This window comes from Leifsonia sp. C5G2 (genome assembly GCF_013359685.1).
In the GTDB taxonomy this organism is placed as follows: domain Bacteria; phylum Actinomycetota; class Actinomycetes; order Actinomycetales; family Microbacteriaceae; genus Leifsonia.
In genome coordinates this window covers 56,421-79,328 of sequence record NZ_JABFMV010000016.1, presented here as the reverse complement: position 1 = coordinate 79,328, position 22,908 = coordinate 56,421, and the positions used below count along the sequence as shown (strand labels likewise).

The 22,908-nt window shown below is 71.0% G+C and carries 24 protein-coding genes; 16 read left to right on the top strand and 8 right to left on the bottom strand.

Annotated features, from left to right (window positions below):
- Positions 1-11 precede the first annotated feature (11 nt).
- The 4 genes from HNO83_RS17690 (at position 12) to panD (ending at position 3,643) form a co-directional block, all read left to right on the top strand.
- Positions 12-851, top strand: a complete 840-nt coding sequence (locus tag HNO83_RS17690) for an AraC family transcriptional regulator (protein ID WP_217499201.1) — start codon at positions 12-14, stop codon at positions 849-851.
- A gap of 145 nt (positions 852-996) precedes the next feature.
- Positions 997-2,184 carry a metallophosphoesterase family protein gene (locus HNO83_RS17685; protein ID WP_175338850.1) on the top strand — a complete coding sequence of 396 codons (1,188 nt, stop codon included), beginning with the start codon at positions 997-999 and terminating at the stop codon, positions 2,182-2,184.
- Positions 2,185-2,304: 120 nt separating this feature from the next.
- Positions 2,305-3,183 carry a LysM peptidoglycan-binding domain-containing protein gene (locus HNO83_RS17680; protein WP_175338849.1) on the top strand — a complete coding sequence of 293 codons (879 nt, stop codon included), beginning with the start codon at positions 2,305-2,307 and terminating at the stop codon, positions 3,181-3,183.
- Between the two features lie 49 nt (positions 3,184-3,232).
- Positions 3,233-3,643 (top strand): aspartate 1-decarboxylase, encoded by a 411-nt coding sequence (panD, locus tag HNO83_RS17675; RefSeq protein ID WP_175338865.1) that lies wholly within the window; start codon positions 3,233-3,235, stop codon positions 3,641-3,643.
- Positions 3,644-3,650: 7 nt separating this feature from the next.
- Here the strand turns inward: panD and HNO83_RS17670 are convergent, their stop codons facing one another.
- Both HNO83_RS17670 and HNO83_RS17665 read right to left on the bottom strand, forming a co-directional pair.
- The gene (locus HNO83_RS17670; RefSeq protein WP_175338848.1) at positions 3,651-4,757 is read right to left on the bottom strand and encodes a phospholipase C/P1 nuclease family protein; all 1,107 of its coding nucleotides are present in this window, start codon (positions 4,755-4,757) and stop codon (positions 3,651-3,653) included.
- Between the two features lie 48 nt (positions 4,758-4,805).
- Complete coding sequence (locus HNO83_RS17665; protein ID WP_249776826.1) at positions 4,806-5,570, bottom strand: C40 family peptidase; 765 nt, start codon at positions 5,568-5,570, stop codon at positions 4,806-4,808.
- Between the two features lie 167 nt (positions 5,571-5,737).
- Between HNO83_RS17665 and HNO83_RS17660 the strand changes: the two genes are divergently transcribed.
- The 4 genes from HNO83_RS17660 to HNO83_RS17645 all read left to right on the top strand — a co-directional run bounded on the left by HNO83_RS17660 (position 5,738) and on the right by HNO83_RS17645 (position 8,068).
- A complete protein-coding gene (locus tag HNO83_RS17660; RefSeq protein WP_175338847.1) occupies positions 5,738-6,652 on the top strand; it encodes a cytochrome c oxidase assembly protein in 915 nt (304 codons plus the stop codon).
- A gap of 86 nt (positions 6,653-6,738) precedes the next feature.
- On the top strand, positions 6,739-7,194 hold the full coding sequence (locus HNO83_RS17655; RefSeq protein WP_175338846.1) for a hypothetical protein: 456 nt from the start codon (positions 6,739-6,741) through the stop codon (positions 7,192-7,194).
- 23 nt (positions 7,195-7,217) lie between these two features.
- Positions 7,218-7,661, top strand: a complete 444-nt coding sequence (locus HNO83_RS17650; protein ID WP_175338845.1) for a helix-turn-helix domain-containing protein — start codon at positions 7,218-7,220, stop codon at positions 7,659-7,661.
- On the top strand, positions 7,658-8,068 hold the full coding sequence (locus tag HNO83_RS17645) for a DUF6941 family protein (protein WP_175338844.1): 411 nt from the start codon (positions 7,658-7,660) through the stop codon (positions 8,066-8,068). The genes HNO83_RS17650 and HNO83_RS17645 overlap by 4 nt, the downstream gene beginning before the upstream one ends.
- 29 nt (positions 8,069-8,097) lie before the next feature.
- On the opposite strand, the gene HNO83_RS17640 is transcribed toward HNO83_RS17645, so the two are convergent.
- The gene (locus HNO83_RS17640) at positions 8,098-8,436 is read right to left on the bottom strand and encodes a hypothetical protein (RefSeq protein WP_175338843.1); all 339 of its coding nucleotides are present in this window, start codon (positions 8,434-8,436) and stop codon (positions 8,098-8,100) included.
- 147 nt (positions 8,437-8,583) lie between these two features.
- Between HNO83_RS17640 and HNO83_RS17635 the strand changes: the two genes are divergently transcribed.
- The 3 genes from HNO83_RS17635 (at position 8,584) to HNO83_RS17625 (ending at position 10,958) form a co-directional block, all read left to right on the top strand.
- Positions 8,584-9,960 (top strand): LLM class flavin-dependent oxidoreductase, encoded by a 1,377-nt coding sequence (locus HNO83_RS17635; RefSeq protein WP_175338842.1) that lies wholly within the window; start codon positions 8,584-8,586, stop codon positions 9,958-9,960.
- 69 nt (positions 9,961-10,029) lie between these two features.
- On the top strand, positions 10,030-10,560 hold the full coding sequence (locus HNO83_RS17630; protein WP_175338841.1) for a hypothetical protein: 531 nt from the start codon (positions 10,030-10,032) through the stop codon (positions 10,558-10,560).
- Positions 10,557-10,958 (top strand): VOC family protein, encoded by a 402-nt coding sequence (locus HNO83_RS17625; RefSeq protein WP_175338840.1) that lies wholly within the window; start codon positions 10,557-10,559, stop codon positions 10,956-10,958. The genes HNO83_RS17630 and HNO83_RS17625 overlap by 4 nt, the downstream gene beginning before the upstream one ends.
- 20 nt (positions 10,959-10,978) lie before the next feature.
- Here HNO83_RS17625 and HNO83_RS17620 read toward each other — a convergent pair whose 3' ends face one another.
- A complete protein-coding gene (locus HNO83_RS17620; RefSeq protein ID WP_175338839.1) occupies positions 10,979-12,604 on the bottom strand; it encodes an MFS transporter in 1,626 nt (541 codons plus the stop codon).
- A gap of 58 nt (positions 12,605-12,662) precedes the next feature.
- On the opposite strand from HNO83_RS17620, the gene HNO83_RS17615 reads away from it, so the two are divergent.
- Entirely contained in the window at positions 12,663-13,403 is a 741-nt protein-coding gene (locus HNO83_RS17615; protein WP_502708440.1) for an alpha/beta hydrolase, read from the top strand.
- A gap of 24 nt (positions 13,404-13,427) precedes the next feature.
- On the opposite strand, the gene HNO83_RS17610 is transcribed toward HNO83_RS17615, so the two are convergent.
- Positions 13,428-15,764: an arylsulfatase gene (locus HNO83_RS17610; protein WP_217499199.1), complete on the bottom strand. Its 2,337-nt coding sequence runs from the start codon at positions 15,762-15,764 to the stop codon at positions 13,428-13,430.
- A gap of 168 nt (positions 15,765-15,932) precedes the next feature.
- Entirely contained in the window at positions 15,933-16,589 is a 657-nt protein-coding gene (locus tag HNO83_RS17605) for a fasciclin domain-containing protein (RefSeq protein WP_175338838.1), read from the bottom strand.
- 130 nt (positions 16,590-16,719) lie between these two features.
- Between HNO83_RS17605 and HNO83_RS17600 the strand changes: the two genes are divergently transcribed.
- Together HNO83_RS17600 and HNO83_RS17595 are read left to right on the top strand one after the other, a co-directional pair.
- Entirely contained in the window at positions 16,720-18,300 is a 1,581-nt protein-coding gene (locus HNO83_RS17600) for a molybdopterin-dependent oxidoreductase (RefSeq protein WP_175338837.1), read from the top strand.
- 45 nt (positions 18,301-18,345) lie between these two features.
- Positions 18,346-19,032 (top strand): DedA family protein, encoded by a 687-nt coding sequence (locus HNO83_RS17595; protein ID WP_175338836.1) that lies wholly within the window; start codon positions 18,346-18,348, stop codon positions 19,030-19,032.
- 124 nt (positions 19,033-19,156) lie between these two features.
- On the opposite strand, the gene HNO83_RS17590 is transcribed toward HNO83_RS17595, so the two are convergent.
- Positions 19,157-19,738 (bottom strand): TetR family transcriptional regulator, encoded by a 582-nt coding sequence (locus HNO83_RS17590; RefSeq protein ID WP_175338835.1) that lies wholly within the window; start codon positions 19,736-19,738, stop codon positions 19,157-19,159.
- Positions 19,739-19,921: 183 nt separating this feature from the next.
- Here HNO83_RS17590 and HNO83_RS17585 point away from each other — a divergent pair, with 183 nt between their 5' ends.
- Positions 19,922-20,680 (top strand): DUF3800 domain-containing protein, encoded by a 759-nt coding sequence (locus tag HNO83_RS17585; protein WP_175338834.1) that lies wholly within the window; start codon positions 19,922-19,924, stop codon positions 20,678-20,680.
- A gap of 181 nt (positions 20,681-20,861) precedes the next feature.
- Here HNO83_RS17585 and HNO83_RS17580 read toward each other — a convergent pair whose 3' ends face one another.
- Positions 20,862-21,230 carry a cupin domain-containing protein gene (locus HNO83_RS17580; RefSeq protein ID WP_175338833.1) on the bottom strand — a complete coding sequence of 123 codons (369 nt, stop codon included), beginning with the start codon at positions 21,228-21,230 and terminating at the stop codon, positions 20,862-20,864.
- Between the two features lie 57 nt (positions 21,231-21,287).
- Here HNO83_RS17580 and HNO83_RS17575 point away from each other — a divergent pair, with 57 nt between their 5' ends.
- A complete protein-coding gene (locus HNO83_RS17575) occupies positions 21,288-22,883 on the top strand; it encodes an ATP-dependent DNA ligase (RefSeq protein WP_175338832.1) in 1,596 nt (531 codons plus the stop codon).
- The last annotated feature ends 25 nt before the right edge of the window (positions 22,884-22,908 follow it).

Sequence of the window (22,908 nt, the reverse complement as noted above, 5' to 3'; positions counted from 1 at the left end):
AAAATGGACACATGCCCGAGATCGCGCAGATGACCTACCAGCCCCCGGGCCGCCGTCAGTCGTCGGTCGAGACCATGACCTTCGAGAGACTCCGCGCGGTGAACGCCGGCGGCACACAGCGAGCCGATTTCCACGTCGTCGCACTCGTCGACTCCGGGCGGGGGACACTCACCGTGGACTTCCAGCGCCATCGTCTCGAAGCCGGGCACGCGGCCTGGATCGCGCCCGGCTCGGTGCACCGCTGGGACGACGTGTCGGAGCTCACCGGGCACCTCGTCGTCTTCGTCCCGACAGCCCCGGTCACACCCGGGACGCGCGAGCTCGTCGCGTCGCCCGACGTCCGGCCGACGTGGAGCCTGCCGGAGGAGGACCGCCCCTACATCGACGCGGCCTGCCGGCACCTCGTGCTGGAGACCGTCGACGGTGCCACCGGTGGTTCGCCGGAGATCCCCGCAATCCTGCTCTCCGCGCTCATCGCCCGGCTGCGGCCACCTCACGGCGACGCGGAGCTCCTGGACCCGCTGTTCGCGCTCTTCCGGTCCCGAGTCGAAGCCCACTTCCGGGAACGACACGACGCGGCCTTCTATGCGAACGACCTCGGCTACTCGCCGCGCACGCTGGCGCGTGCCGTCCGGCGCGCCACCGGCCGCTCCGCCAAGGCCTACATCGTGGACAGGCTGGTGCTGGAGGCGAAGCGCCTGCTCGTCCACGACCGGTCGACCGCCGCAGGCTGTGCGGCGGTGTTGGGGTTCCTCGACGCGTCGAGCTTCTCGGTCTTCTTCCGGAACGCGACGGGACTGCGACCCGGCGCCTGGCGGGACGAGTACGACCGTTCCGGCGAATCCCGCTGAGCGACCGCCGTCGGCGAGAGCGGGCGCACCTTCGAGAACCCGCAGAAGCGGTTCACCCGCCGGACGCCCGGTGTTCATCGGGATGTGGTCGACCGCTCCGAGGCTGCCTCTGAACATCCCCGTCGGTCGCTCCCAGGAGGCTCCCATGCGCTCGCGCACCCGCACACTCAGCCTGATCGGCGCCGTCGCCGTGGTGGCGACCGTCCTCGGCGCCGGGGCGGCGATCGCCGCTCCCGCCATCGGCAACGGCTGGCCCTACGCCGCGACCGCGAAAGGCGACGACGCCAAGACCTTCACGCTCGCCGCGGTCGGCGACATCGCCTGCGAGCCGGACGACGCCGACAACGCGGCCAACCCGTCCGCCCTCAAGTGCGGCAGCCCCAGCCTCGGCGGGTACGACGCCGAGTTCGCCACGGCAAAGCAGACGACCGCGATGAAGCCGGATGCTGTGGCGCTCCTCGGCGACGAGCAGTACCAGGTCGGCAAGCTCAGCGACTTCGAGCAGTCGTTCGAGCAGGCCTGGGGCGGACTGAAGTTCCTGGAGCGACCGGCCCCCGGCAACCACGAGTACTACCCGTACACGAAGAAGGGCGACAACGAGGCAGGCCAGAACGGCAGCGGCTACTTCGCCTACTTCAACGGCCACGACAAGAGCGGGACCCCGAACGCCGCCGGCCAGGCGGGCGACGACACCGAGGCGAACCAGGGCTGGTACTCCTACGACCTCGGCCGCTGGCACATCGTCTCGCTGAACGTCGAGTGCAACTCGCCGGCGTTCCAGAACGACTGCTCCACCACCGGCAACGGCCTGCTCGCGCAGGAGACCCGCTGGCTCGCGAAGGACCTGCAGCAGAACCAGCAGCAGTGCACCATCGCCTACTGGCACCAGCCCACCTTCAGCGCGACCACTGCATCCACCGCCACCGTCCCCGCCTCCGCGGCCGGCGCCGGCGGCCAGGAGGGCCAGGTCGCCGACGCCTGGTGGAAGCTGCTCTACGCGAACCACGCCACCCTCGTCCTCAACGGGCACGAGCACGCCTACGCCCGGATGAAGCCGATGGACCCGACAGGCGCCTCCGACCCGAAGCACGGCATCCCGGAGTTCATCGTCGGCACCGGCGGCGAGGCCCTCGACTCGCTCGCGAAGAACAGCGACGGCAGCTTCGCCAACCCGAACGTCGTGACGGGATACGACCAGGGCTTCGGAACGCTGAAGCTGACCCTCGGGCAGCACGGCTACACGTACTCGTACACGCCGGCCCTGCAGGGTCCGGGACTCGGCGTGTCGGCGCTGAACTACGCCGACTCTGGCTCCGGGGAGTGCAAGCGCTGAGTCGCAGCCGGCGCGGGAGTGTGTCAGAAGTCACAGAGAATACCTCTTGGTCTTCTTCCGTCCGTGACCGCATGATTGACCCGTGTCAACGAAAGTGAGCCCGTGAGGGTCGGGGGGCGTTTGACGGCGGCCGCAGCCGCGGCGGCGGTCGTCTGCGCCCTCGCCGGGTGCGCGCCGACGGCGGCGAAGGCGCTGGGCCACTCGCACACGCCCGCCACACCGACCGCCCGGGCGACACCGACCGCGCCCGCCTCCTCTCCCCCGGCCAGCCCGGCGCCGCTCCTTCCGTCGTCCGGGTCGCCCGCGCCGGCCGCGCCGGCCGCACCGCAGGCCCCCGCGCCGTTCATCACCCCCGTGCCCGCCGGCACCGTCGTCGCTCAGGGCGACGTCGCGTCCCCAAAGGGCAGCATCCACTTCCACTACCGGATGGTGTCCAACGGCGACGACACGTACTCCGCCCAGTACTCGAACTTCACCGACACCGCGCCCATCCCGATCTCGGTGACCCTGCTGGACACCCCGCCGCGGGTCGGCGACGGAGTGACCTACCACGGCGTGGGCGACCACGTGCTCGGCGGCCCCACCTCCACTGCTGCGGTGCCGTCGTCGACGAACATCGGGACGGCGCCCTCCTACCTGGTGGCCCTCGTCACGTACTCGTCCGTCGCCAGCGCCGACGGCGTCCCGGTCGAGCTCGGGCCGGGCAAGGTGCTCGCCGTCACCAGCGTCCACTGGTCCGTGCCCGCCCGGCAGACGAACGTGCACCCCGTCGACGGCGGAGCCCGGCCCCTGGCGGGCGGGGACGTCACCGCGACCACGGCCTCCGGAGCCCCGAAGAGCTACCGGGTCGGCCACGGCGACCTCCCGGCGGACGTCGCGGACCGGTTCGGCATCACGCTGCAGGACCTGAAGTGGCTGAACCCGGGCAGCGGAGCGTTCGACCCGGAGGGCAACCTGTACGAGGACGCCGTGCTCAACCTCGACCCCGAGGTCCTCTGAGCCGGGCCGGCCTCCACGACGACCGCCCGGGAGTGGTTGGATGGAGCACGTGCTCCGCACCATGTTCTCCGCGAAGATCCACCGCGCCACCGTCACCCACGCCGACCTGCACTACGTCGGCTCCCTCACCGTCGACGAGGAGCTGATGGAGGCCGCCGACCTGCTCCCCGGCGAGCAGGTGTCCGTCGTGGACGTCACCAACGGCGCACGCCTGGAAACGTACCTGATCCCCGGCGAGCACGGCAGCGGCGTCATCGGCGTCAACGGCGCGGCGGCGCACCTGGTGGAGGTCGGCGACACCGTCATCGTGATCGCCTACGCCCAGCTGGAGGACGCCGAGGCACGCAGCTTCGTCCCGCGGGTCGTCCACGTGGATGCGGCGAACCGCATCGTCGCGGTCGGCGCCGACCCGGCCGAGGCCGTCGCGCCGGGCGTGCAGCGGCCGCCGCTCGCGCGCTGACCGGTGGTCACGCCGTGAGCACGGGCCCGATCTCGTCGAGCACCAGCGACGGCGCGAACGCCGGGTCCTCGTACAGTCGCTGAAGCGCCGCCGGGTCGACCGCCGAGAGCTCGTCCGCGGCAAAGGCCGTCTCGCCGCCGCCGAGTTCCCAGGCGCTCTCCCAGAGCGCGGCCAGCGTCACCGCGCCGTCGGCGAACAGGCCGATGGTGGCCGCGCCGAACCGCTCCCACAGCGCGTCGGTGACGGCCACGGTCGCGTCGCCGGGCTTCGCCGCGACCGCGGCGTACGCCTGCACCAGGGCGAGCGGGTCGACCGAGCGCGCCGAGCGGTCCATCAGCTGGACGACGGCGACCCCGGCTCCGTGCGCCGAGGTCATAGGCGAGGGAGTGGGAGTGGCCTTGACCGCCTGCTCCGCCCCGGCGGCGAGCTGCGTCACGTGCCGGTCCACCATGGTCGTCTCGTAGGCGGAGTGGACGCCCGCGCCCGTCCCATCCGGCATCCCGTTGGAGAGGTATGAGCCGTGGAGGGGCTGGCAGGCGTCCCCGACGTAGTGCGCCACGAGCCCGGCGGCAGCGACGAACCGGGCGATGTCGCGTGCGCGGACCGCATCCACGAGCTCGGAGAAGAACTGCTGGACGCGGAACGGCAGCAGCCCGCGCTCGTCCGGCTGGGTGTGCCCGAGCCGGGTGTAGTAGTCCTGCCACACCGGCACCGCGACGTTCGACGCATCCTGCCGGCAGCGCTCGCGCAGGGTGACGCCGTCGAGCGGCTCGTCGATGTCGGCGTAGTGGTTGGGATGCTCCGGACCGCTCCGGAACGCGGTGTCCCGGCCCCCCGTCACGGCGCTCGGCAGGTTCTTCCAGACCAGGTCGGGCACGTCGGCGAGCGGGACGAAACCCAGGTCGCGGTTGGCCTCCACCACGTTCGGGGTGGCGGTCGCCTGGGCACCGTGCATCCGCAAGCTGATCCGGTCGGAATTGGCGGCCAGCAGCCGTGCCAGTCCGGGCGGCGCGACGTGGGCGCAGGCGAGGGAGGCGATCGTGTAGTGCCCGGCCTTCCCCCACAGCGGCTGGACCCCGGCTGAGGCCTGGACGACGAGCGGCGTTCGCACCATGGCGGCATGCTAGCGGGCCGGTATGACACGCAGGAGCAGCGCTCGCCCCTACTGCGTCGCCCCCAGCAGGGTCGTGAAATGGTGCGGGACGCCGCTCCACACGGTCGTGACCTCCACCGGACGGCCGACCTCGGGCGCCTGGACGATCATCCCGCCGCCCAGATACAGGGCGATGTGCTCCTCGTCGTCGAACACCACGAGGTCGCCCGGGCGGGCGTCGGCCTCGTCAATCCGGGTGCCCGCGTCGTCCTGAAGGTGGACGAGGTGGCCGAGCCGGACGCCGACCGCCGCGTAGGCCTGCATCACCAGTCCTGAGCAGTCGATGCCGGAGTGGTCGGCGCCGTCGAGCACGTAGGGGTCGCCGAGATAGGTCAGTGCGGTCGCGACGACCTTCTCGCGGGTGCCGCCCGCGGCGAGCGCGTTCACGATCGAGTCGGCGGCACGTTCGCCCGCGGCGCCGCCGTGGCCCGCGATGATGCCGGCGACGGCGGAGGCGACGGGGTCGTCGCGGTCGAGGCGTGCCGAGGCGACGACCGCCGAGACGGTCAGGTGCTGGGCGGTGGCGCGGCCGGAGGCGGCCTCGTCGATCGTCTCGATCGGGTCCGCGGTGGCCGGGGGCGCCATCGCGAGACAGGCGACCAGGGCGACGGCGGAGCCGGAGGCGGCCAGGGCGGCGGTCCGGCGGCGGGAGTGCTTCGCCGGTCGGGCGGGCTGCGGAGCGGCCGTTGCGCGCCGACGTCCTCTCCCCGCGGCGGGCCCCGTCGCAGCGGCGCGTTCGCGCGCGAGCGCCTGCCGTCGTTCTCCGTCCGACATCGTGTCCTCGTGGTTCGAGAGCGGCACCCCCACCGCGCGTGGTCCGCACGGCCGTCGTCGAGCCTACGGAGCCGGCCGTCGTAAAACCGGCGAGTCCGCTGGATCCGCCTGATGGTGCTCTCAGCGTCGCCGGATCCGGGCGCGGGCCCGGCACGATCCGGACGAGAATGGCGGCGACCCCCTCGACCCAGGAGCCGACCACGCCGCCCCTCTCAGTCCTCCTCGCCACCTGGTCCTTCGACCCGGCCGCCGCCGCCCTGCTGGTGGTGGCCGGGCTGCTCTACCTCGGCGGCGTCCTCCGGCTGCGCCGCCGAGGTCATCGCTGGCCGCGACGGTTCACGGCCGCGTTCGTCCTCCTCGGGCTCGGCTCGTACGCCGTCGTCTCGTTCGGCTTCCTCGGGGCGGAGAGCACCGACCTGCGCTGGGCGTTCACCACGCGCATCGCACTGCTGCTCTTCGTCGTCCCGGCGCTGCTGGCTCTCGGCCGTCCGGTCGCGCTCGCGCGGGTGGCGCTCGGCCCGCGCGGGCGGAGCAGGACGGACCGCGCCATGCGCTCCTGGCCGGCACGGGCGCTCGGCAACGCTATGGCGGCGCCGCTCATCGCCTGCGCCGTCTTCCTCGTGTTCTTGACGCCGGTCGCCGCCGTGCTCCGCGACTCACCGTGGTCGGAGTGGACGATCTCGGTCCTGACGCCGCTCGCGGGTCTGGTGCTCGTGCTGCCGATCGCCGCGCACTCGGTGATCCGCACGGGGTTCTTCGTGACGGTCGAGTTCCTGCTGGCGTTCGTCGAACTGGTGCTCGACGCGATCCCCGGTCTCCTGCTCCGCCTCAACGACGGCATCCTCGACCACGCGCCCGCGATCGCCGGCCGCCTGCCGCTGTGGTTCCCGACGCCGCTGCACGACCAGCACCTCTCCGGCGACCTGCTGTGGTTCATCGCCGAGGTGGGCGACGTCCCGGTGCTGGTCCTGCTCTTCGTCCGGTGGATGCGGCTGGACCGCCGCGAGGGCAGGCGCCTCGACGAGCTCAGCGACGAGGAGATGGAGGAGCTCACCCGCGACCACCTCAGCCGCCGCGGCTGAGGGGTCGGTTCGCCCCTGCCTCCGCATGTCGGACCGTCCCGATATGTTTTGTGTGAAACACGAGGGAGGCCGGGCTCATGGGCAGAATGCGAGACAGCGACTCACGATGCACGAAACCGCGCGAGCTACCTCTCGACTGGCGATTCGCGCGGATACCGGGCGAGAGCACGGCGAAGGAGGAGATTCACGACTGCCTGGCCGATCTGACCGAGACCGATCGTCAGCTGCATCTCGCCGCCGTCCGGGGAACCATGCGTGCTGCGGCCGCAGGAACGCTGTGGCCCCGAACGGGCGTCCGCTGCGTGTCTCACGAGCCGGTCTTCGAGTTGCGATGGAACGAGAACGGCCGATTGTGGCGGCTTTACGAGGGGGAGCCGCAAGCGGAGCCGAACCTCCTCGTGGCATTGCGGTTCCACGAGAAGCAGATAGACCACGACGCCAGGCTGACCAGGAGCCTCCAAGACGACGAGATCGGAGTTGCCGAGCGTCGGTACGCAGCCGGTATCGCGACCAGATGGGGCGAATCGATGGTCGGCCGTTAGCGGCAGCGTATAAACTGGAACTTATGGACGACCTGGAGGACCTGCTCGGCCTGGACGATTCCCCGAGCCAGCGGCGCGCGAACACCCTCGTAGAGAACGACATGTCGATGCTTCGCACACTTTACGATCTGCGCGTCGCCTTAGGCCTATCGCAGGAGGACGTCGCGAAGCGTCTCGGCGTGACCCAGCCGGCGATCGCGTCCTTCGAGCGATATGACAACGACCCCAAGCTGTCCACAATCCGTCGATACGCGCACGCGATCGGCGCGCTGATCGAGCACCATGTGACGCTTGACGGCCCCCGAGGAACGGGCAGCTCCAACGGTTCCCAGTACACCTTCACGGATGGTCACGACCTGCCTGTCTTGGTGGCCCGAGGCAGCAATCCTTCCGCCTCCTCTCTTCACCGTGTCGAGCCACGTGGCAACGCAGTCACGCTCAAGCCGAGTCGGAGCGCGGCCCGGTGAACATCAACGTGCTCGCCCTGGCAGACGCGGCCAACGTCAGAGACTCCTTGCTCAGCACCCTCAGCGCCGGAATCACTCACCTGCAGCCCACCGCATACCCCGTGCCTCTGGAAGCGCAACTGGCCGTGCAGGTCATCGGAGGCAGCGCGGAGACGGGTGCCCACCGATTCGAGGTCACCATTCGGAACGTCGCATCCGGAGCATCCCTCATGGAAGGTTCACTGACACTCCAGGTGGGCGACTCCCCGGACAACGGAAGCTCCTACCGATCGTTCCCGCTGGTGCTGGACCTGTCTCAAACGGTCTTGCCGGAACCCGGCGACTATGAGATTCAGGCAACGATCGACGGCGTCGACGCTCGAACCATTGGCTTCACCGCGGCAGCAGCAGCGTCGGCCGAATCCTGACGCGACCTGCCCGCGGGACGAGCCGACGACTACGACTCCCGGCCGACCGCGGGCTCGCCCACGAACTGGTGGGCCTCGCTCGCGAGCTCGGGCCAGTCCTCGGGGTCGCCGATCCGGACCCAGGCGCCCCGCGGCTCCGCGCGACCGGCGCGCACCGGCTCCGCGACCCCGCGGCCGACCAGGTCGTCCGCGCGCTGCGTCGGCAGGTCCACGACCAGGCCCTCGCTGTCGGGGTACGCGAACAGCCGGTCGTGCACGTGAAGGCCGGTGGTGGTCAGCGACACGTCGTCGTCCGGGTCGCGGAGCAGCTCCTCCGCGACGGACTCGAAGGTGGGGAGAGCGGGCGCGAAGTCGGACTCGTCGGTCATGGCATCCTCTCGGGACGGTCGTGGCGAAGGGCTCGCGTGCCCATGCTGGCCCGGATGGCCCACGAACGCCAGAGGCCACGGCGCGTCGTCGTTACGGAACGTGACGCTCGGGATGCGCGCGCGGCCGGGGTCGCCCATCCTGGAGCCATGACCCGGCAGATCCGCTTCAACGCGTTCGACATGAACTGCGTCGCCCACCAGTCCTCCGGCATGTGGCGTCACCCCGAGGACCAGGCGTGGCGCTACAAGGACCTCACCTACTGGACCGAGCTGGCCAAGCTACTGGAGCGCGGCACGTTCGACGGCATCTTCATCGCCGACGTGCTCGGCACCTACGACGTGTACGGCGGCAGCAACGAAGCCGCCATCCGCCACGGCGCACAGGTGCCCGTCAACGACCCCGTCCTCCTGGTCTCGGCGATGGCGCTGGTGACGGAGAACCTGGGCTTCGGCATCACCGCCGGCACCGCCTACGAGCACCCGTACCCGTTCGCGCGCCGCATGTCGACACTCGACCACCTGACGAACGGCCGCGTCGGCTGGAACGTCGTCACCGGCTACCTGCCCTCCGCGGCCCGGAACATGGGCCACGACGACCAGCTGCAGCACGACGACCGCTACGACCACGCCGACGAGTACCTGGAGGTGCTCTACAAGCTGTGGGAGGGCTCGTGGGAGGACGACGCCGTCGTCCGCGACCGTGAGTCCGGCGTGTTCACGGACCCGGCGAAGGTGCACGAGATCGGGCACAAAGGCAAGCACTTCACCGTGCCCGGCATCCACCTCTCCGAGCCGAGCCCGCAGCGCACCCCGGTGATCTACCAGGCGGGCGCGTCGAAGCGCGGCATCTCGTTCGCGGCCGAGAACGCGGAGGCGATATTCGTTGCGGCGTCGACGAAGGAGGGCCTCACGGCGACCGTCTCGAAGCTGCGGGACGCGCTCGAGGCGGCCGGCCGCGACCGCTACTCCGCCCGCATCTACACGCTGCTGACGATCATCACCGACGAGACCAGCGAGAAGGCGCAGGCGAAGTTCGACGACTTCCTGCAGTACGCGAGCGACGAGGGCGCCCTGGTGTTCATGTCGGGCTGGATGGGCGTCGACCTGTCCAAGTACGACCTGGACGAGCCGATCGGCAACGTCGACAGCAACGCCATCCAGTCGGCCGTCGCCAACTTCCAAAGGCCGAACGCCGAGGGCGGCGAGTGGACCGTGCGCGACATCGGCCGCAACGGTGCGATCGGCGGGCTCGGGCCCTACATCGTCGGCTCGCCGTCGGAGGTCGCGGACACCCTGCAGGAGTGGGTGGAGGACACGGACGTGGACGGCTTCAACCTCGCCTACGCCATCACCCCCGGCACGTTCGAGGACGTCGTGGAGTTCATCATCCCGGAGCTGCGCAAGCGCGGCGCCTACCCGGAGGAGTACGCGCCGGGAACGCTGCGCAACAAGCTGCACGGGGCGGGCGACCGGCTTCCGCAGACCCATCGCGGGGCGCGCTACAAGGTCTCGGCGACGCGCTGACCCCGGCACCCGTGCCGTCGCTCTTCTAGCCAGGCTAGAGATATGCTTCTCGCAGACGGAGGAGGCGCAATGGCGGATATGTCGGCGATCCAGGAGAAGCTGCGTGCCCTCCTCGACGAGGAGCGCGGTCTGCGCGAGCTGCTGGAGCGGGAGCCCGCCTGGTACTCCTTGCTGCTGCGTCAGCTGGAGCTCGCCGTCGGCGACCAGCCGATCATCTACCTGGGAGCGGCGGCCGCCTCCGCGCCGTCCAGCGTCACGCTCCGCATCGGCATCTTCACCGACCACACCGTCGTCGCCGCCGAGGTGGTGGACGACAACACCCCGGGCGCACAGGTGGTGACACGCGTGGAGAGCCGCTCCGGACTGCTCCGGTTCGAGCTGTCGGGCGGCACCGAGTCGGACAATGCAACGCCGTCGTCGTGGGCGGGAGGCTTCCGCATCCGCGCCTTCTACCAGTCGGGCCTGGTCGTCACGGTGCCCGCGAACATCGTGGACACCGAGGCCAAGCGCGTCTCGGTGCAGGCGGTGCTCGACGGCATCCGGGGCGACCTGGAGGCCGGGCGCGAGTACCGGGGACAGGCGGTCGAGGAACCATCGTGATCACCTCGGCGACCTACCTCAGCTATCGGGACGCGCCCGGCGCGATCGCGTGGCTGGAGGAGCTCGGCTTCGACGTGCTGCAGCGGCAGAACGGCCACGACGGGAGCGTGACCCACAGCGAGCTGCGGCTGGCCGACACGGTCGTGATGCTCGCGTCGGACGACGCCGCCTACGCCGCCCCGCCGCTGGTCGGCTCCTCGACCGGTGTGGGCGTCTACCTCGTGACACCGGATGTCGACGGGATGTTCGCACGGGCCGTCGGCGCCGGTGCGACGATCGTGTTCCCGCCCGAGGACACCGAGTGGGGCAGCCGTCGAGCCCGGGTGCTCGACCCCGGCGGCCGGGAGTGGACCTTCGGGTCGTACCGTCCCGGCGAGCGTTGGGTCCCTTCAGACTGACGCTCTGACGCCCGCTCGCCTCAGCTGTCGGAGACGGGGGTGACGACCGGCGACGCCTCGACCTCGGCGTGCTCCCGCTCCGGCCGCCCGCTGCCCAGCGACAGCGTGGCCAGGAGCCCGACCACGAGGAATCCGGCGGCGGAGAACGCCGCCCATCGCGTCCCGTCGGAGAACGCGACCTTCGCGTCCTCCGCGATCGGGGCGGTCCTGGGGTCCTTCTCCAGCCCGGCGATGGCGGCCCCTGAGCTGTCGACGACCGCCGACACGACCTGGTCGCGCTGCTGCTGCGGCATCCCGCGTCCCTCCAGCGAGGAGTCGAGCACGGCCGTCGCGGACGCGAAGAGGACGGTGCCGAGCACCGCGATGCCGAGTGCGGAGCCGATCTGGCGCGCCGTGCTCTGCGTGCCCGAGCCCTGGCCGCTCTGCTCGACCGGCACATCCTTCAGCACGACGCCGGTCAGCTGCGCGGTCGCGAGCCCCACGCCGAAGCCGTAGACGAAGAGGAACGGGATCAGCGCTCCCCACGGCGTGGACGGCGAGATCACGAAGCCGAGACCCGCGACGCCGACGATCTCGGCCGCGAGTCCCACGCGCACGATCGCGACGGGAGGCACGCGGTTGCCGAAGGCGCCGGCGAACCCGCTGGCGACGAACGACCCGATGGCGAGGGCGAGCAGGATGAGCCCGGTGTCGAGGGCGCTGTAGCCGAGCACGTTCTGCAGCCAGATCGGCAGGGCGAGCACGATGCCGAACTCGCCGAGGGACACGATCGTCGCTGCGATGTTGCCGTTGCGGAAGGAGGGGATGCGGAACAGGTCGAGCGCGAGCATCGTGCTCTTCCCTGAATGCATCCTGGCGCGGCCGCGAAGGACGAACAGCACGCCACAGGCGACAGCGACGGCGAAGGCGATCGGGACGGGCGAGAGCGCGAACGGCCAGGTCCAGTCCCCGATCGTCGGACGGGTGTCCACCAGCCACCAGCCGTAGGTGCGGCCTTCGATCAGCCCGAAGACGAGCGATGCGCTCGTGACGATCGAGAGGAGGGCGCCGACGCCGTCCACACCTCCCGCGTGGCGGGTGTCGCGGGACTCGGAGACGGTCGCCAGCACGCCGACGACGATGAGGATTCCGAGCGGGATGTTGATCCCGAACGCCCAGCGCCACGAGAACGCGGTGGTCAGCCAGCCGCCCAGCAGCGGCCCGAGCGCGGTCATCCCGCCGATCGTTGACCCCCAGACCGCGAAGGCGATCGCCCGCTCCTTGCCCCGGAAGCCCGCGTTGATCAGCGACAGGGTCGTCGGGAGGACCATCGCGCCGCCGACGCCCTGCACCAGCCGCGCCCCGATCAGGAAGGCGCCGGTCGGCGCGAGCGCGGCCGCGATCGAGGACAGCGTGAAGATCGCGACACCGATGAGGAGCATGCGCCGGCGCCCGATCCGGTCGGCGAGCGTCCCGAACACCAGGAGCAGGGAGGCGAACACGAGCGTGTACGACTCCTGCACCCACTGCACGCCGGTCGAGCCGATGTGCAGCTCGTCGACGATGGAGGGGATGGCGACGTTGACGATCGTCGAGTCGACGATGATCAGCGCCACGGCGATGCTGATGAAGACGAGACCGGCCCACCGGGTGCGTTGCGACGACATCCGAACTCCCTCGCTTGGTGATTAGTCAGCTGGCTTATGGTCAGGGTACGCTAGATGCGTGAACGGGTCCAGAAGAGCGCTGCGCCGAATCCGTGCGACGGCGTTCGCCGTGCTGGGGGTCCTCGCACTCGTGGTGATCGGCTTCCTCGCCTGGGCGTCGACGCCGATGATGGGCGAGCGCGGGCCCGCGCTCGAGGTCTGGCGCGACCCGGCCGTGAGCATCCACGACACCGGCGACGCCGTCGTCCTCGCACCGACGGGCCGGGCGTCCGGCACCGGGCTGGTGTTCGTGCCCGGAGCGCTCGTCGACCCGTACTCGTACCTCTACAAGCTCGCCCCGACCGTGAAGCAGACCGGCCTCACGGTCGTCGTCACGAAGCCGACGCTCAACCTCGCCTTCTTCGACCAGCGGCCGCTGAGCACCTTCACTGCGCATGCGCCCGCGGTCACCACCTGGTACGTCGGCGGCCACTCCCTCGGCGGGGTGCGCGCCTGCCAGCTCGCCGACGACCCGCAGGTCGCCGGGCTCGTGCTGTTCGGCTCGTACTGCGCGAACGACCTCAGCGGCAGCGGCCTGCGGGTGCTGTCCATCGGCGGGACCAGGGACGGACTCAGCACACCGGCGAAGATCGCCGGCGCGCGCCACCTGCTCCCCGCCGACGCCGCGCTGGTCGAGATCGACGGCATGGACCACGCGCAGTTCGGCGACTACGGCGCCCAGCCGGGCGATCTCCCGGCGACCATCGACGACCGGACGGCCCGCGCCCGGCTCACCGAGGCGCTCGTCGCGTTCCTCTGACCGCCGCGGCGTCGGACGGACGGATCAGGTGTACGCGATGTGCACCCGCCCGATCGTCCCGTCGAAGGCGAACGGCATCCGCGACGCGTACGCCCGCGACACCGCGCCGCCGTAGGCGCGGCCGATGTCGAGGCAGTCGTTCGCGGTGAACAGCAGCGGCGCGCTGAGCGGCACGTCGCCGGAGCCGACCACGGTGCCGTCGATGCGCAGCACGACGTGGAGCGGGCTGCCCGGGCGCGGCTCGGCCACCGTCGTCACCACCTCGATCGTCGAGGCGCCGGCCGGGAGGGGAGCTTCGGCACGCACGATCGTCCGCTGCACCAGGAACAGGTTGTACTCGTAGTGCAGCATCCCGTCGATGGCGTAGACGGTGAGCCCGCCGCCCGCGCCGCCCAGCTTGTAGAGCACGCCGTTCGCCCGCTCCCCCGCCTCGACCTCGAGCGTCACGGTGTTGGGCCGGTTGCCGAGGGCCGGCGCGCAGAACTCGGGCACCCGCACGGTGTCGCCGGTCATCTCCCACTCGGTGTACGGCGGCGCGAACCGGTCCTCGGGATGCAGCGCCGGCACCCAGAGCCCGCCGCCGATCGGCAGCGCATCGTTTTTCGCCGCCTCGATCGCCCACGTCTCCCTCAGCTCGGCGAGCTTCTCGGGATGCTCGGCGGCCAGGTCGTGCGCCTGACTCCAGTCGGAGTCGAGGTGGTACAGCTCCCAGCTGTCCTCGTCCGGCGTCCAGGTGCGGATGCCGGGAGGCGCTCCCGGCACCCACGGGAGGCGCGGGCCGAGGGCGGACGCCATCCACCCGTCCGCGTAGATCGCGCGGCTGCCCATGATCTCGAAGTACTGCACGCGGCGCCGCCCCTCGGCCGCCCTGTCGTCGATCGAGTAGGCGAGGCTGATGCCGTCCATCGGGTCCTGCGGGATGCCGTTCACCGTGTCCGGCGGCGTGATCCCGATGATCTCGTACAAGGTCGGGGCGATGTCGTTGACGTGGTGGAACTGCGTGCGCGGCACCGGGTCCGGCTCGATACGGCCCGCCCACTGGATGAACATCGGGTTGCGGGTGCCGCCGAGGTGGGAGGCGAGCAGCTTCATCCCCTGGTAGGGCGCGGACCCCGCCCAGGCCCAGGCGGCGTGGTACTGGTTGTCCGTCGCCGGAGTGCCGAGCGCGTCCAGGCCGCCGAGCTCCTCCAGCGCCGCGAGGTGCTGATCGACCGTCGTCGGGATGAGGTTCTGCGCGAGGAACTCGCTGATCGTGCCGTTCTGGCCCTCGCCGGAGGAGCCGTTGTCGCCCCAGATGTAGACGACGATCGTGTTCTCCAGGTAGCCGAGCGCGTCGAGCTCGTCGACCAGCCGTCCTGCCTGCACGTCGGCATGCTCTCCGAAGCCTGCCGCGATCTCCATCAGCCGCCGCTGGAAGGGCTTCTGGTGCTCCGGGATGTCGTCCCAGCCGTCCAGCCCCTCCGGTCGCGGGGTGAGCTCGGCGTCCTCGGGGATCCACCCCGCCGCCTTCGCGCCCTCGTGCGCGCGCTCGCGGTAGGCGTCCCAGCCGTCGTCGAACGCCCCGCTGTACGTGTCCGCCCACTCCTTCATGATGTGCTGCGGGCCGTGGATGGCGCCGGTCGCCCAGTACAGGAAGAACGGCTTCTCGGGTGCGAGGGTCTTGTGGTTCCGCAGCCAGCCGATCGCGTCGTCGGCGATGTCCTCCGTGAGGTGGTAGCCCTCCTCCGGCGTCTTCGGTGGCCGCACGATCGTGGTGTTCCGCACCAGGTTCGGCTCGTACTGCGACGCCTCGCCGGCGAGGAAGCCGTAGAAGTAGTCGAACCCGTACCCGGTCGGCCAGCGGTCGAACGGGCCGGCCGACGTCGTCTCCTCGGCCGGGGTGTTGTGCCATTTTCCCCACGCAGCGGTGGAGTAGCCGTAGTTCCGCAGCACCTCCGCGATCGTCGCGCTGCTCTTCGGGATGCGGCCGGAGTAGCCGTCCCAGTCGTTGGCGAGCTCGGCGACCTGGCCGTTGCCGACGCGGTGATGGTTGCGGCCGGTGAGCAGCGACGCGCGCGTCGGCGAGCACATGGCCGTGGTGTGGAACCGGTTGTAGCCGATGCCGTTGCTCCGGATGCGGTCGAGCGTCGGGGTGCGCACGGCGCCGCCGAGCGTGGTCGGGAGGGCGGGTCCTGCGTCGTCGATCAGGATGATGAGGACGTTGGGGGCGTCCCCCGGAAGATGCGGCTGCGGCGGCTGCGGCGAGTACGTGGACTCCTGCATGGTGCGGCCGGCGAAGCTGCCGGACGCGGGCGGGGGGAAGGGCAGCGTCCGCGCGGGCGGAAGGGGCTCGCCGATCACCGATTCCGGATTCGGGTTCATCCAGGGCTCCTGTTCGTGGGCTCGACGAGCGCACGCTAACCCGCACACACTCGGGCTGGCTAGACGGCAATCTCGTGCGCGCACAACGACGGCGGCCGTCCGGAACGAGTGCGTACGGCCTGGCCGCAGCAGACGTTCCGGACGACCGCCGTCGTCGGAGCGAGACCCTTACTTCGCCGGGGGCATCAGCACCGAGTCGATGAGGTAGACCGTGGCGTTCGCGGTCTTCACGCCGCCGCAGATCACGTTGGCGTCGTTCACCTTGAGCGAGTCACCGGAACCCGAGACGGTCACCTCGCCGCCTTCGACGGTCTTGTGCGTGCCCACGATCTTGTCGGGCGAGAGCTGGCCGGGCACCACGTGGTAGGTGAGGATGGAGGTCAGCGTCGCGGCGCCGGCGTCCGTCTTCAGCGTGTCGATGGTGGCCGGGTCGATCTTCTTGAACGCGTCGTCCACCGGGGCAAACACGGTGAAGTCGCCGCCGTTGAGCGTGTCGACGAGGTTGACCTTCGGGTTCAGCTTGCCGGAGACGGCGGCGACCAGGGTGGTCAGCAGCGGGTTGTTGCTCGCGGCGGTCGCCACCGGGTCCTGGGCCATGCCCTCGACGGAGCCGGCGCCGGACGGCACCTGCTTGGCGTAGGCGGCGCAGCCGGGACCGACCAGGTCGGCGGCCGGGTCCATCGACGAGGACGCGGACGGCGTCGACGACGACATCGACGAGCTGGTGTCGCTCGACGAGGAGCCGGCTCCGGACGAGCAGGCGGTGAGGGCGAGGGCGGCCGCGGCGAGGATGCCGGCGGCGGCGAGGCGAGCAGTGGATCGCATGGTACTTCTCCTTCGAGGGATGTGATGCCGATCAGGAGACCGCCGCTCCCGGCGGTCATCAGGGGTTCGGGACGGTCGCGGGATCGGATTGGAACCAATCCGCAGGCTGTCTCCGCGCCGAACTCCCGGCGTGACCCCGAAGACGAAGAACACCGCGCAGAAGCACGCAGCGAAGAAGAAGACCGCAGCGACGATCGCCCTCGCCGCTCTGGCCGGTGCCGTGGCCGGCATCGTGTTCCTCGGTGCCGCGGAACTCGCCGCACTGCTCGTCGCCCGGGATGCGAGCCCGGTCGTCGCCGTCGGGTCGTTCGTCGTGGACGTGGTGCCGCGCTGGGCCAAGGAGCTCGCCATCCAGCTCTTCGGGTCGAACGACAAGCTGTTCCTCATCGCGACGGTGGGGGTGGCGGCACTCGTCGCGGCCGCCGTCGCCGGGATGCTCGAACTGCGCTGGCGGAGGGTCGGCGTCGCACTCTTCGGCGTGGCAGGGGTCGCCGCGGTCGCGGCCGCGGTGACGCGCGCCGGCGCCAGCCCCCTGGCGTTCGCGCCTCCCGCCGTGGGAGCCGTGGCCGGCGCGGTCGTGCTGACCCTCGCCGTCTCGTGGCTCCGTGGCTGGCGCGTCTCGGCCGGCGAGGAGACGCGCGGTGTCGACCGCCGCCGCTTCCTGGTGCTGACCGCCGCGGCCGCGGTCGGCGGCGTGGTCGCCGGTGTCGGGGCGCGCCTGGGGTCGGCGGCGACGTCGTCCATCGCCGCCGTCCGCTCGGCGCTCCGGCTGCCCGCTCCCGCGTCCCGCGTGACCGTGCCCGCCGGAGCCGAGCTGGACGTCGAAGGAATCTCCCCGCTGTTCACCCCGAACCGCGACTTCTACCGGGTGGACACCGCCCTCACCGTCCCGTCGGTCGACCCGGCGAACTGGCGGCTGACGATCGACGGGATGGTCGAGAAGCGCGTCGGTCTCGGCTTCCAGGACCTGCTGCGGATGGGGCTCGACGAGTACTCCGTGACCCTCACCTGCGTCTCGAACGAGGTCGGCGGCAACCTCGTCGGCACCGCACGCTGGCTGGGCGTGCCGGTGCGCGATGTGCTCGCGCTGGCGCGTCCGCGCTCGGGCGCCGACATGGTGCTCTCACGCAGCGTCGACGGGTTCACCGCGAGCACGCCGCTGGAGGCGCTCACGGCCGCCGACCGAGACGCCATCCTCGCGGTCGGCATGAACGGCGAGCCGCTCCCCCTCGAGCACGGCTTCCCGGTGCGGATGGTCGTGCCCGGGCTGTACGGCTACGTGTCCGCCACCAAGTGGCTCACGTCGCTCAAGGTGACGACCTTCTCGGCGGACCAGGCGTACTGGACCCCGCGCGGGTACAGCGCGAAGGCGCCGATCAAGCTGTCCAGCCGCATCGACACCCCGCGCGTCGACCGGGGGCTCAGCGCCGGCCGGACCAAGATCGCGGGCGTCGCCTGGGCGCAGACGGTCGGCATCCGCCGGGTCGAGGTCCAGGTGGACGGCGGCGACTGGCAGGAGGCGACGCTGTCGGCCCCGGTGAACCGCGACACCTGGGTGCAGTGGTCGCTGGACTGGGACGCGACGCCGGGGACCCACACCCTCGCCGTGCGGGCGACCGACCTCGCGGGCCGGTTGCAGGAGCAGAAGCGCACGCCGATCGCGCCGAACGGGTCGACGGGGTGGCAGCAGACCCTCGTTCGCGTGAGCTGAGCCTCACCCACGACCCTCCCATCCGCGCCGGGTAGCGTCGCGGGCATGACAGGACAGACGCTCGCCCTGCCCCACCCCCTCTCCGCCCTCCCCGCAGCGGCCCCGGAGGATCTCGGCGGCGTGGCCGGCCTCGCGTCCCGCGTGATGGTGGCGCTCGGCGAGATCGGCGTCGGGGTGTGCGCGCTCGCGGAGGTGGTGTTCCCGCCGATCCCGAGCGAGGTGATCCTGCCCTTCGCCGGGTTCCTGGCGTACCAGGGCTCGCTGCACCTCGTGCTTGTGCTGGTGACCGCGACCCTCGGCAGCTTCGCCGGAGCGGTCCTGCTCTACCTGCTGGGCCGCCGCCTGGGCGAGGAGCGGGCGGTGCGGCTGCTCGCCCGGCTTCCGCTCGTCGACGAGGCCGATTTCCGCCGCTCCGCCGACTGGCTGAGACGGCACGGCCGCGGCGCGGTCTTCTTCGGGAGGCTCGTGCCCCTGGTCCGCAGCCTCGTCTCGCTGCCCGCGGGGGCGACGCGGATGCCGTTCTGGCGCTTCGCGGTCTTCACGCTCGCAGGGACGCTGCTCTGGAACACCGTGCTGGTCGGCGCGGGGTTCGCGCTCGGCACGCAGTACCACCTGGTGGAGCGCTACAGCGAGTACATCGACGTCGTGGTCTACGCGGCGGTCGGTCTGACGCTCGGCTGGCTGATCGTCCGTCGCGTGCTGCGCCATCGGCGCGACGCCGCGAGCGAATGAGGGGCGCCGGGGACGTCCCGACTCGGACGAGACGGGACGAACTCCCCCCGGATGCGGCGCAGGCGCCACGGTTTCCCCGGCTTAAAACATACGGACTCGCCGGTTTATTCGCAAATGCAGGCATTCACCCGAGCTGCAGGGCCGGCCGGAGCGCCTGCCAGACGCGCGCGATGTCCGCGCGGAGGCCCTCCAGTCTCCCGAGCTCGTCGGCGATCATGTAGGCGCCGAACACCCCGTGCACCGCGACCGTGGCGAGCGCGACGGGGTCGACGCCGGTCAACCGCCGGTCCTCGACCTCCTGCGCCAGCAGGCCGCCGATCACCTGCACCCACCGGTCGTAGGGGTTGTCCGTCGGCGAGGGCGGGAAGGCCGTCTGGGTGAGCTTCATGGCGGCCCGGACGCGCACGTCCTGGGCGAGGATCACGCCGACGCGCTGGGTCAGCTCCTCCGCGGCGGCCGCGCCGCGCAGCCCCGAGTCTGTCACCTCCTGGATGACGACGGGCCAGTTCGCGTACTTCTCGGCCACCAGCGCCCGCGCGATGTCGAGCTTCGAGCGGAAGTGGAAGTACACCGCGCCCTTCGTCGCGCCGGTGCGCTCGACGATCCGCTCCAGCCGCGCGCCCTCGTACCCGTGCTCGTCGAACTCGGCCGCGGCGGCGTCCAGGATGGCGGCACGCGTTCGCTCGGCCCGTTCCTGTCTCACCATGCCTGGTGCCGCCCGTCTGAAGAAGTGGACCCCCACACGACGATAGCGCGAGCGACCCGTGGCCTGATGACGACCGTTGGAAGTCGTGCCTGACCCAGCGCATGTCGCCTGCCGAAAGGGTCCTCGGGAACAGCGCTCGGGGGGCGACCAGCTCTCGGCAGCCCGAGTCGCCATACTCGATCTGTGCATCTGTGTTATGTCGACGACTCGGGCGATTCGAGATACGGCGTGACGCTCACCGGGCTTCTCGTGGAGGATGCACGATGGGCTGAGGTGCTGAACGCATGGCTCGAGGGGCGCCGCCGGATCCACCGTGAGTTCGGTGTTCCGAAGACCGCAGAGCTGCACGCTGCGACGCTCTACAAGGGCAGAGGGCAGTATTGCGAGACATCTGCGCAGAATGCCAGGTTCGGGACGGCCAAGCGGGCGGCCACGGGTCGCATCATGCTTTCCACGCTCTCGAAGAATGCGACGTTCGACGTGTTCAGGGTCGGCGTCACCGACGTCTCGAAGCCGATCTCGTATGCCCGCTTCGTTGCATGGCTCGAGGATTGGGCAGAACGCGCTGACTCCCAATTGATGGTGATGTACGACGGCCAGCAGGGGCTGGGGAGACCCGGTGAGCAGCTGGGGCCACCGCGGGACCGAGAACTGTGGGAAACCGCGATCCGCGATGCGACCCCGTACAGAGAAGTTCACCGTTCACTCGACATAGGTCAGCGCCGCATCATCGAGGACGTGATGATGCAGGACAGTCGCTACAGCCAGCTGATCCAGGCAGCGGATCTCATCGCGTATGGCGCGTACCAGAAGCATCGTCAGGAGCATCCCGAGATCTGGAGAGATATCGGGACGCCATCCAGCGGTGCGATAGCGGCCTACCTGCAGCTGGCCGGCCATTGGCCCTCTGCGTCTGATTACGGAGTCCACTGGCTTGGCTGACGCAAGAACCCCCGGCCAAGGCCAGGGGTCCGCGGGGTGCAAGACCCCCTGGGCGATCACAAAGATCGCATAGGGCCTTGCACACCGAATTCTAGCAACGCCCTCCTCGCCTCGCAATGGCAGGCCACGTCGAACCGGGCGACCGCCCTGGCGATGAGTGCGTGCACTGCCCGGTCGGACCTCAACCGTGCGGCAGCTCCCGCAGGTCGGTGGTGCGCTCCCCCGGGTTGTCGCCGGTGTTGACCGTGCCCATGCGCTCGACCATGACGACCAGCGCCTCCGGCTCGGCGCGCGGCCGGTGCTCCACGCCTGCGGGCACGACGAACACGTCGTTCGGCGCCAGCTCGACGACGCGGTCGCGCAGCTGGATCGTGAGGCGGCCTTCGACGACGAGGAACAGCTCGTCGCTGTCCGGGTGCGCGTGCCAGACGAACTCGCCCTGCAGGCGCGCGACCTTCACGTCGTGGTCGTTCACGGTCGCGAGGCGATGGGGTTGCCACGGCTCCGGGATGCGGTCGAAGGCCGAGACGATGTTGGGCAGCGAGGTCATGGGGCCAGCCTAGGGCGCGCCCCCGACGCTGTCCGAGGTCGGTGGTTGGATGGGGTCGTGCTCCTGGACACGCTCGTCGCGACGACCGAGACCGTCGCCTCCACGCGCTCCCGCCTGGCCAAGGTGGACGCGCTGGCCGCCCTGCTCTCGGCCCTCGAGCCCGACGAGATCGCGCCGGCGGTCGGCTTCCTCGTCGGCAAGGCCCGGCAGGGCCGCGTTGGCGTCGGCTGGCGCGGACTCTCCGGTGCGATGGGCGACCCCGCCGCCGAGCCGACGCTGACGGTCGACGACCTCGACCGCCTGCTCGACGCGCTGGGCGCGCTCGGAGGCTCCGGGTCGGCGGCCGAGCGCACGCGCACACTCCGCACGTTCACCGAGCGGGCCACGGCCCGCGAGCAGGACTTCATCGCCCGAGTGCTCCTCGGCGAGATGCGCACGGGCGCTCTGGAGGGCGTGCTGACGGACGCCGTCGCCCGCGCCTCCGGCCGCACCGGCGAGGCGGTCCGCCGGGCCGCGATGCTGTCGGGCGACCTGGGCGAGACGGCCCGGCTCGCCCTCACCGGCACGACCGAGGAGCTCGACGCGGTGGGGCTGGTGGTCGGCCGCCCGGTGCTCCCCATGCTGGCGGCGTCGGCTCCGACCGCGAGCGACGCGCTCGCGACGACCGGCGAGGCGTCGGTCGAGTACAAGCTCGACGGGGCGCGCATCCAGGTGCACCGGCAGGGCGACGAGGTGCGCGTCTTCACCCGCAACCTGGCCGACATCACCCACCGGCTGCCGGAAGTCGTGGAGGTCGTGCGCCGGCTGCCGGTGCGCGACGTCATCCTCGACGGCGAGACGCTGTCGCTCGACGAGGACGGCGCGCCGAGACCGTTCCAGGAGACCATGAGCCGGTTCGCGCGGTGGAGCTCAGGGGCAGCGCGGAGCGATGCCGCGACCCCAGCGCCGAGGGAGCCTGCGGCCGAGGGTCCTGCGGAGGCCGCGCGTGAGACGGTTCTGCATCCGTGGTTCTTCGACGTCCTGCACGTCGACGGGCTCGACCTGCTCGACGAGCCGCTGTCCACCCGACTGGCCGAGCTGGAGCGGATCGCGGGCGAGCACCGCATCCCGGGCGAGGTCACGGCCGACCCCGAGGTCGCGGAACGCGTATCGCGCGACGCCCTCGCCGCCGGCCAGGAGGGCGTCGTCGTGAAGGCGATCGACTCGCCCTACGCGGCCGGCCGCCGGGGCTCCAGCTGGGTCAAGGTGAAGCCGGTGCACACCTACGACCTCGTCGTGCTCGCCGTCGAATGGGGGTCGGGGCGTCGGCAGGGCATGCTGTCCAACATCCACCTCGGTGCGCGCGACCCGGAGGGCGAGTTCGGCGAGCCGGGCGGGTTCGTCATGGTCGGCAAGACGTTCAAGGGGCTCACCGACAAGCTGCTCGCCTGGCAGACCGAGCACTTCCAGGAGATCGAGGTGCGCCGCACCCCCGGCACGGTCTGGGTCGCGCCGACGACGGTCGTCGAGATCGCGATCGACGGCGTGCAGCGCTCCAGCCGCTACCCCGGCGGAATCGCGCTGCGGTTCGCCCGGGTCAAGCGCTACCGCGACGACAAGGACGCGGGCGAGGCCGACACCATCCAGACCCTGCGGTCGCTGCTGCGCGGCTGACCGCCCGAGCCGGATCCGGCAGCGC

What these genes read in the sequence shown, in the direction of transcription:
- HNO83_RS17640 (WP_175338843.1), bottom strand. Translation starts at nt 8,436, where the DNA reads ATGACCGACGAGTCCGACTTCGCGCCCGCTCTCCCCACCTTCGAGTCC.
- HNO83_RS17595 (WP_175338836.1), top strand. Translation starts at nt 18,346, where the DNA reads ATGACAGGACAGACGCTCGCCCTGCCCCACCCCCTCTCCGCCCTCCCC.
- HNO83_RS17690 (WP_217499201.1), top strand. Translation starts at nt 12, where the DNA reads ATGCCCGAGATCGCGCAGATGACCTACCAGCCCCCGGGCCGCCGTCAG.
- HNO83_RS17655 (WP_175338846.1), top strand. Translation starts at nt 6,739, where the DNA reads ATGCGAGACAGCGACTCACGATGCACGAAACCGCGCGAGCTACCTCTC.
- HNO83_RS17650 (WP_175338845.1), top strand. Translation starts at nt 7,218, where the DNA reads ATGGACGACCTGGAGGACCTGCTCGGCCTGGACGATTCCCCGAGCCAG.
- HNO83_RS17620 (WP_175338839.1), bottom strand. Translation starts at nt 12,604, where the DNA reads ATGTCGTCGCAACGCACCCGGTGGGCCGGTCTCGTCTTCATCAGCATC.
- HNO83_RS17590 (WP_175338835.1), bottom strand. Translation starts at nt 19,738, where the DNA reads ATGGTGAGACAGGAACGGGCCGAGCGAACGCGTGCCGCCATCCTGGAC.
- HNO83_RS17665 (WP_249776826.1), bottom strand. Translation starts at nt 5,570, where the DNA reads ATGTCGGACGGAGAACGACGGCAGGCGCTCGCGCGCGAACGCGCCGCT.
- HNO83_RS17580 (WP_175338833.1), bottom strand. Translation starts at nt 21,230, where the DNA reads ATGACCTCGCTGCCCAACATCGTCTCGGCCTTCGACCGCATCCCGGAG.
- HNO83_RS17635 (WP_175338842.1), top strand. Translation starts at nt 8,584, where the DNA reads ATGACCCGGCAGATCCGCTTCAACGCGTTCGACATGAACTGCGTCGCC.
- HNO83_RS17605 (WP_175338838.1), bottom strand. Translation starts at nt 16,589, where the DNA reads ATGCGATCCACTGCTCGCCTCGCCGCCGCCGGCATCCTCGCCGCGGCC.
- HNO83_RS17610 (WP_217499199.1), bottom strand. Translation starts at nt 15,764, where the DNA reads ATGAACCCGAATCCGGAATCGGTGATCGGCGAGCCCCTTCCGCCCGCG.
- HNO83_RS17670 (WP_175338848.1), bottom strand. Translation starts at nt 4,757, where the DNA reads ATGGTGCGAACGCCGCTCGTCGTCCAGGCCTCAGCCGGGGTCCAGCCG.
- HNO83_RS17660 (WP_175338847.1), top strand. Translation starts at nt 5,738, where the DNA reads ATGGCGGCGACCCCCTCGACCCAGGAGCCGACCACGCCGCCCCTCTCA.
- HNO83_RS17685 (WP_175338850.1), top strand. Translation starts at nt 997, where the DNA reads ATGCGCTCGCGCACCCGCACACTCAGCCTGATCGGCGCCGTCGCCGTG.
- HNO83_RS17630 (WP_175338841.1), top strand. Translation starts at nt 10,030, where the DNA reads ATGGCGGATATGTCGGCGATCCAGGAGAAGCTGCGTGCCCTCCTCGAC.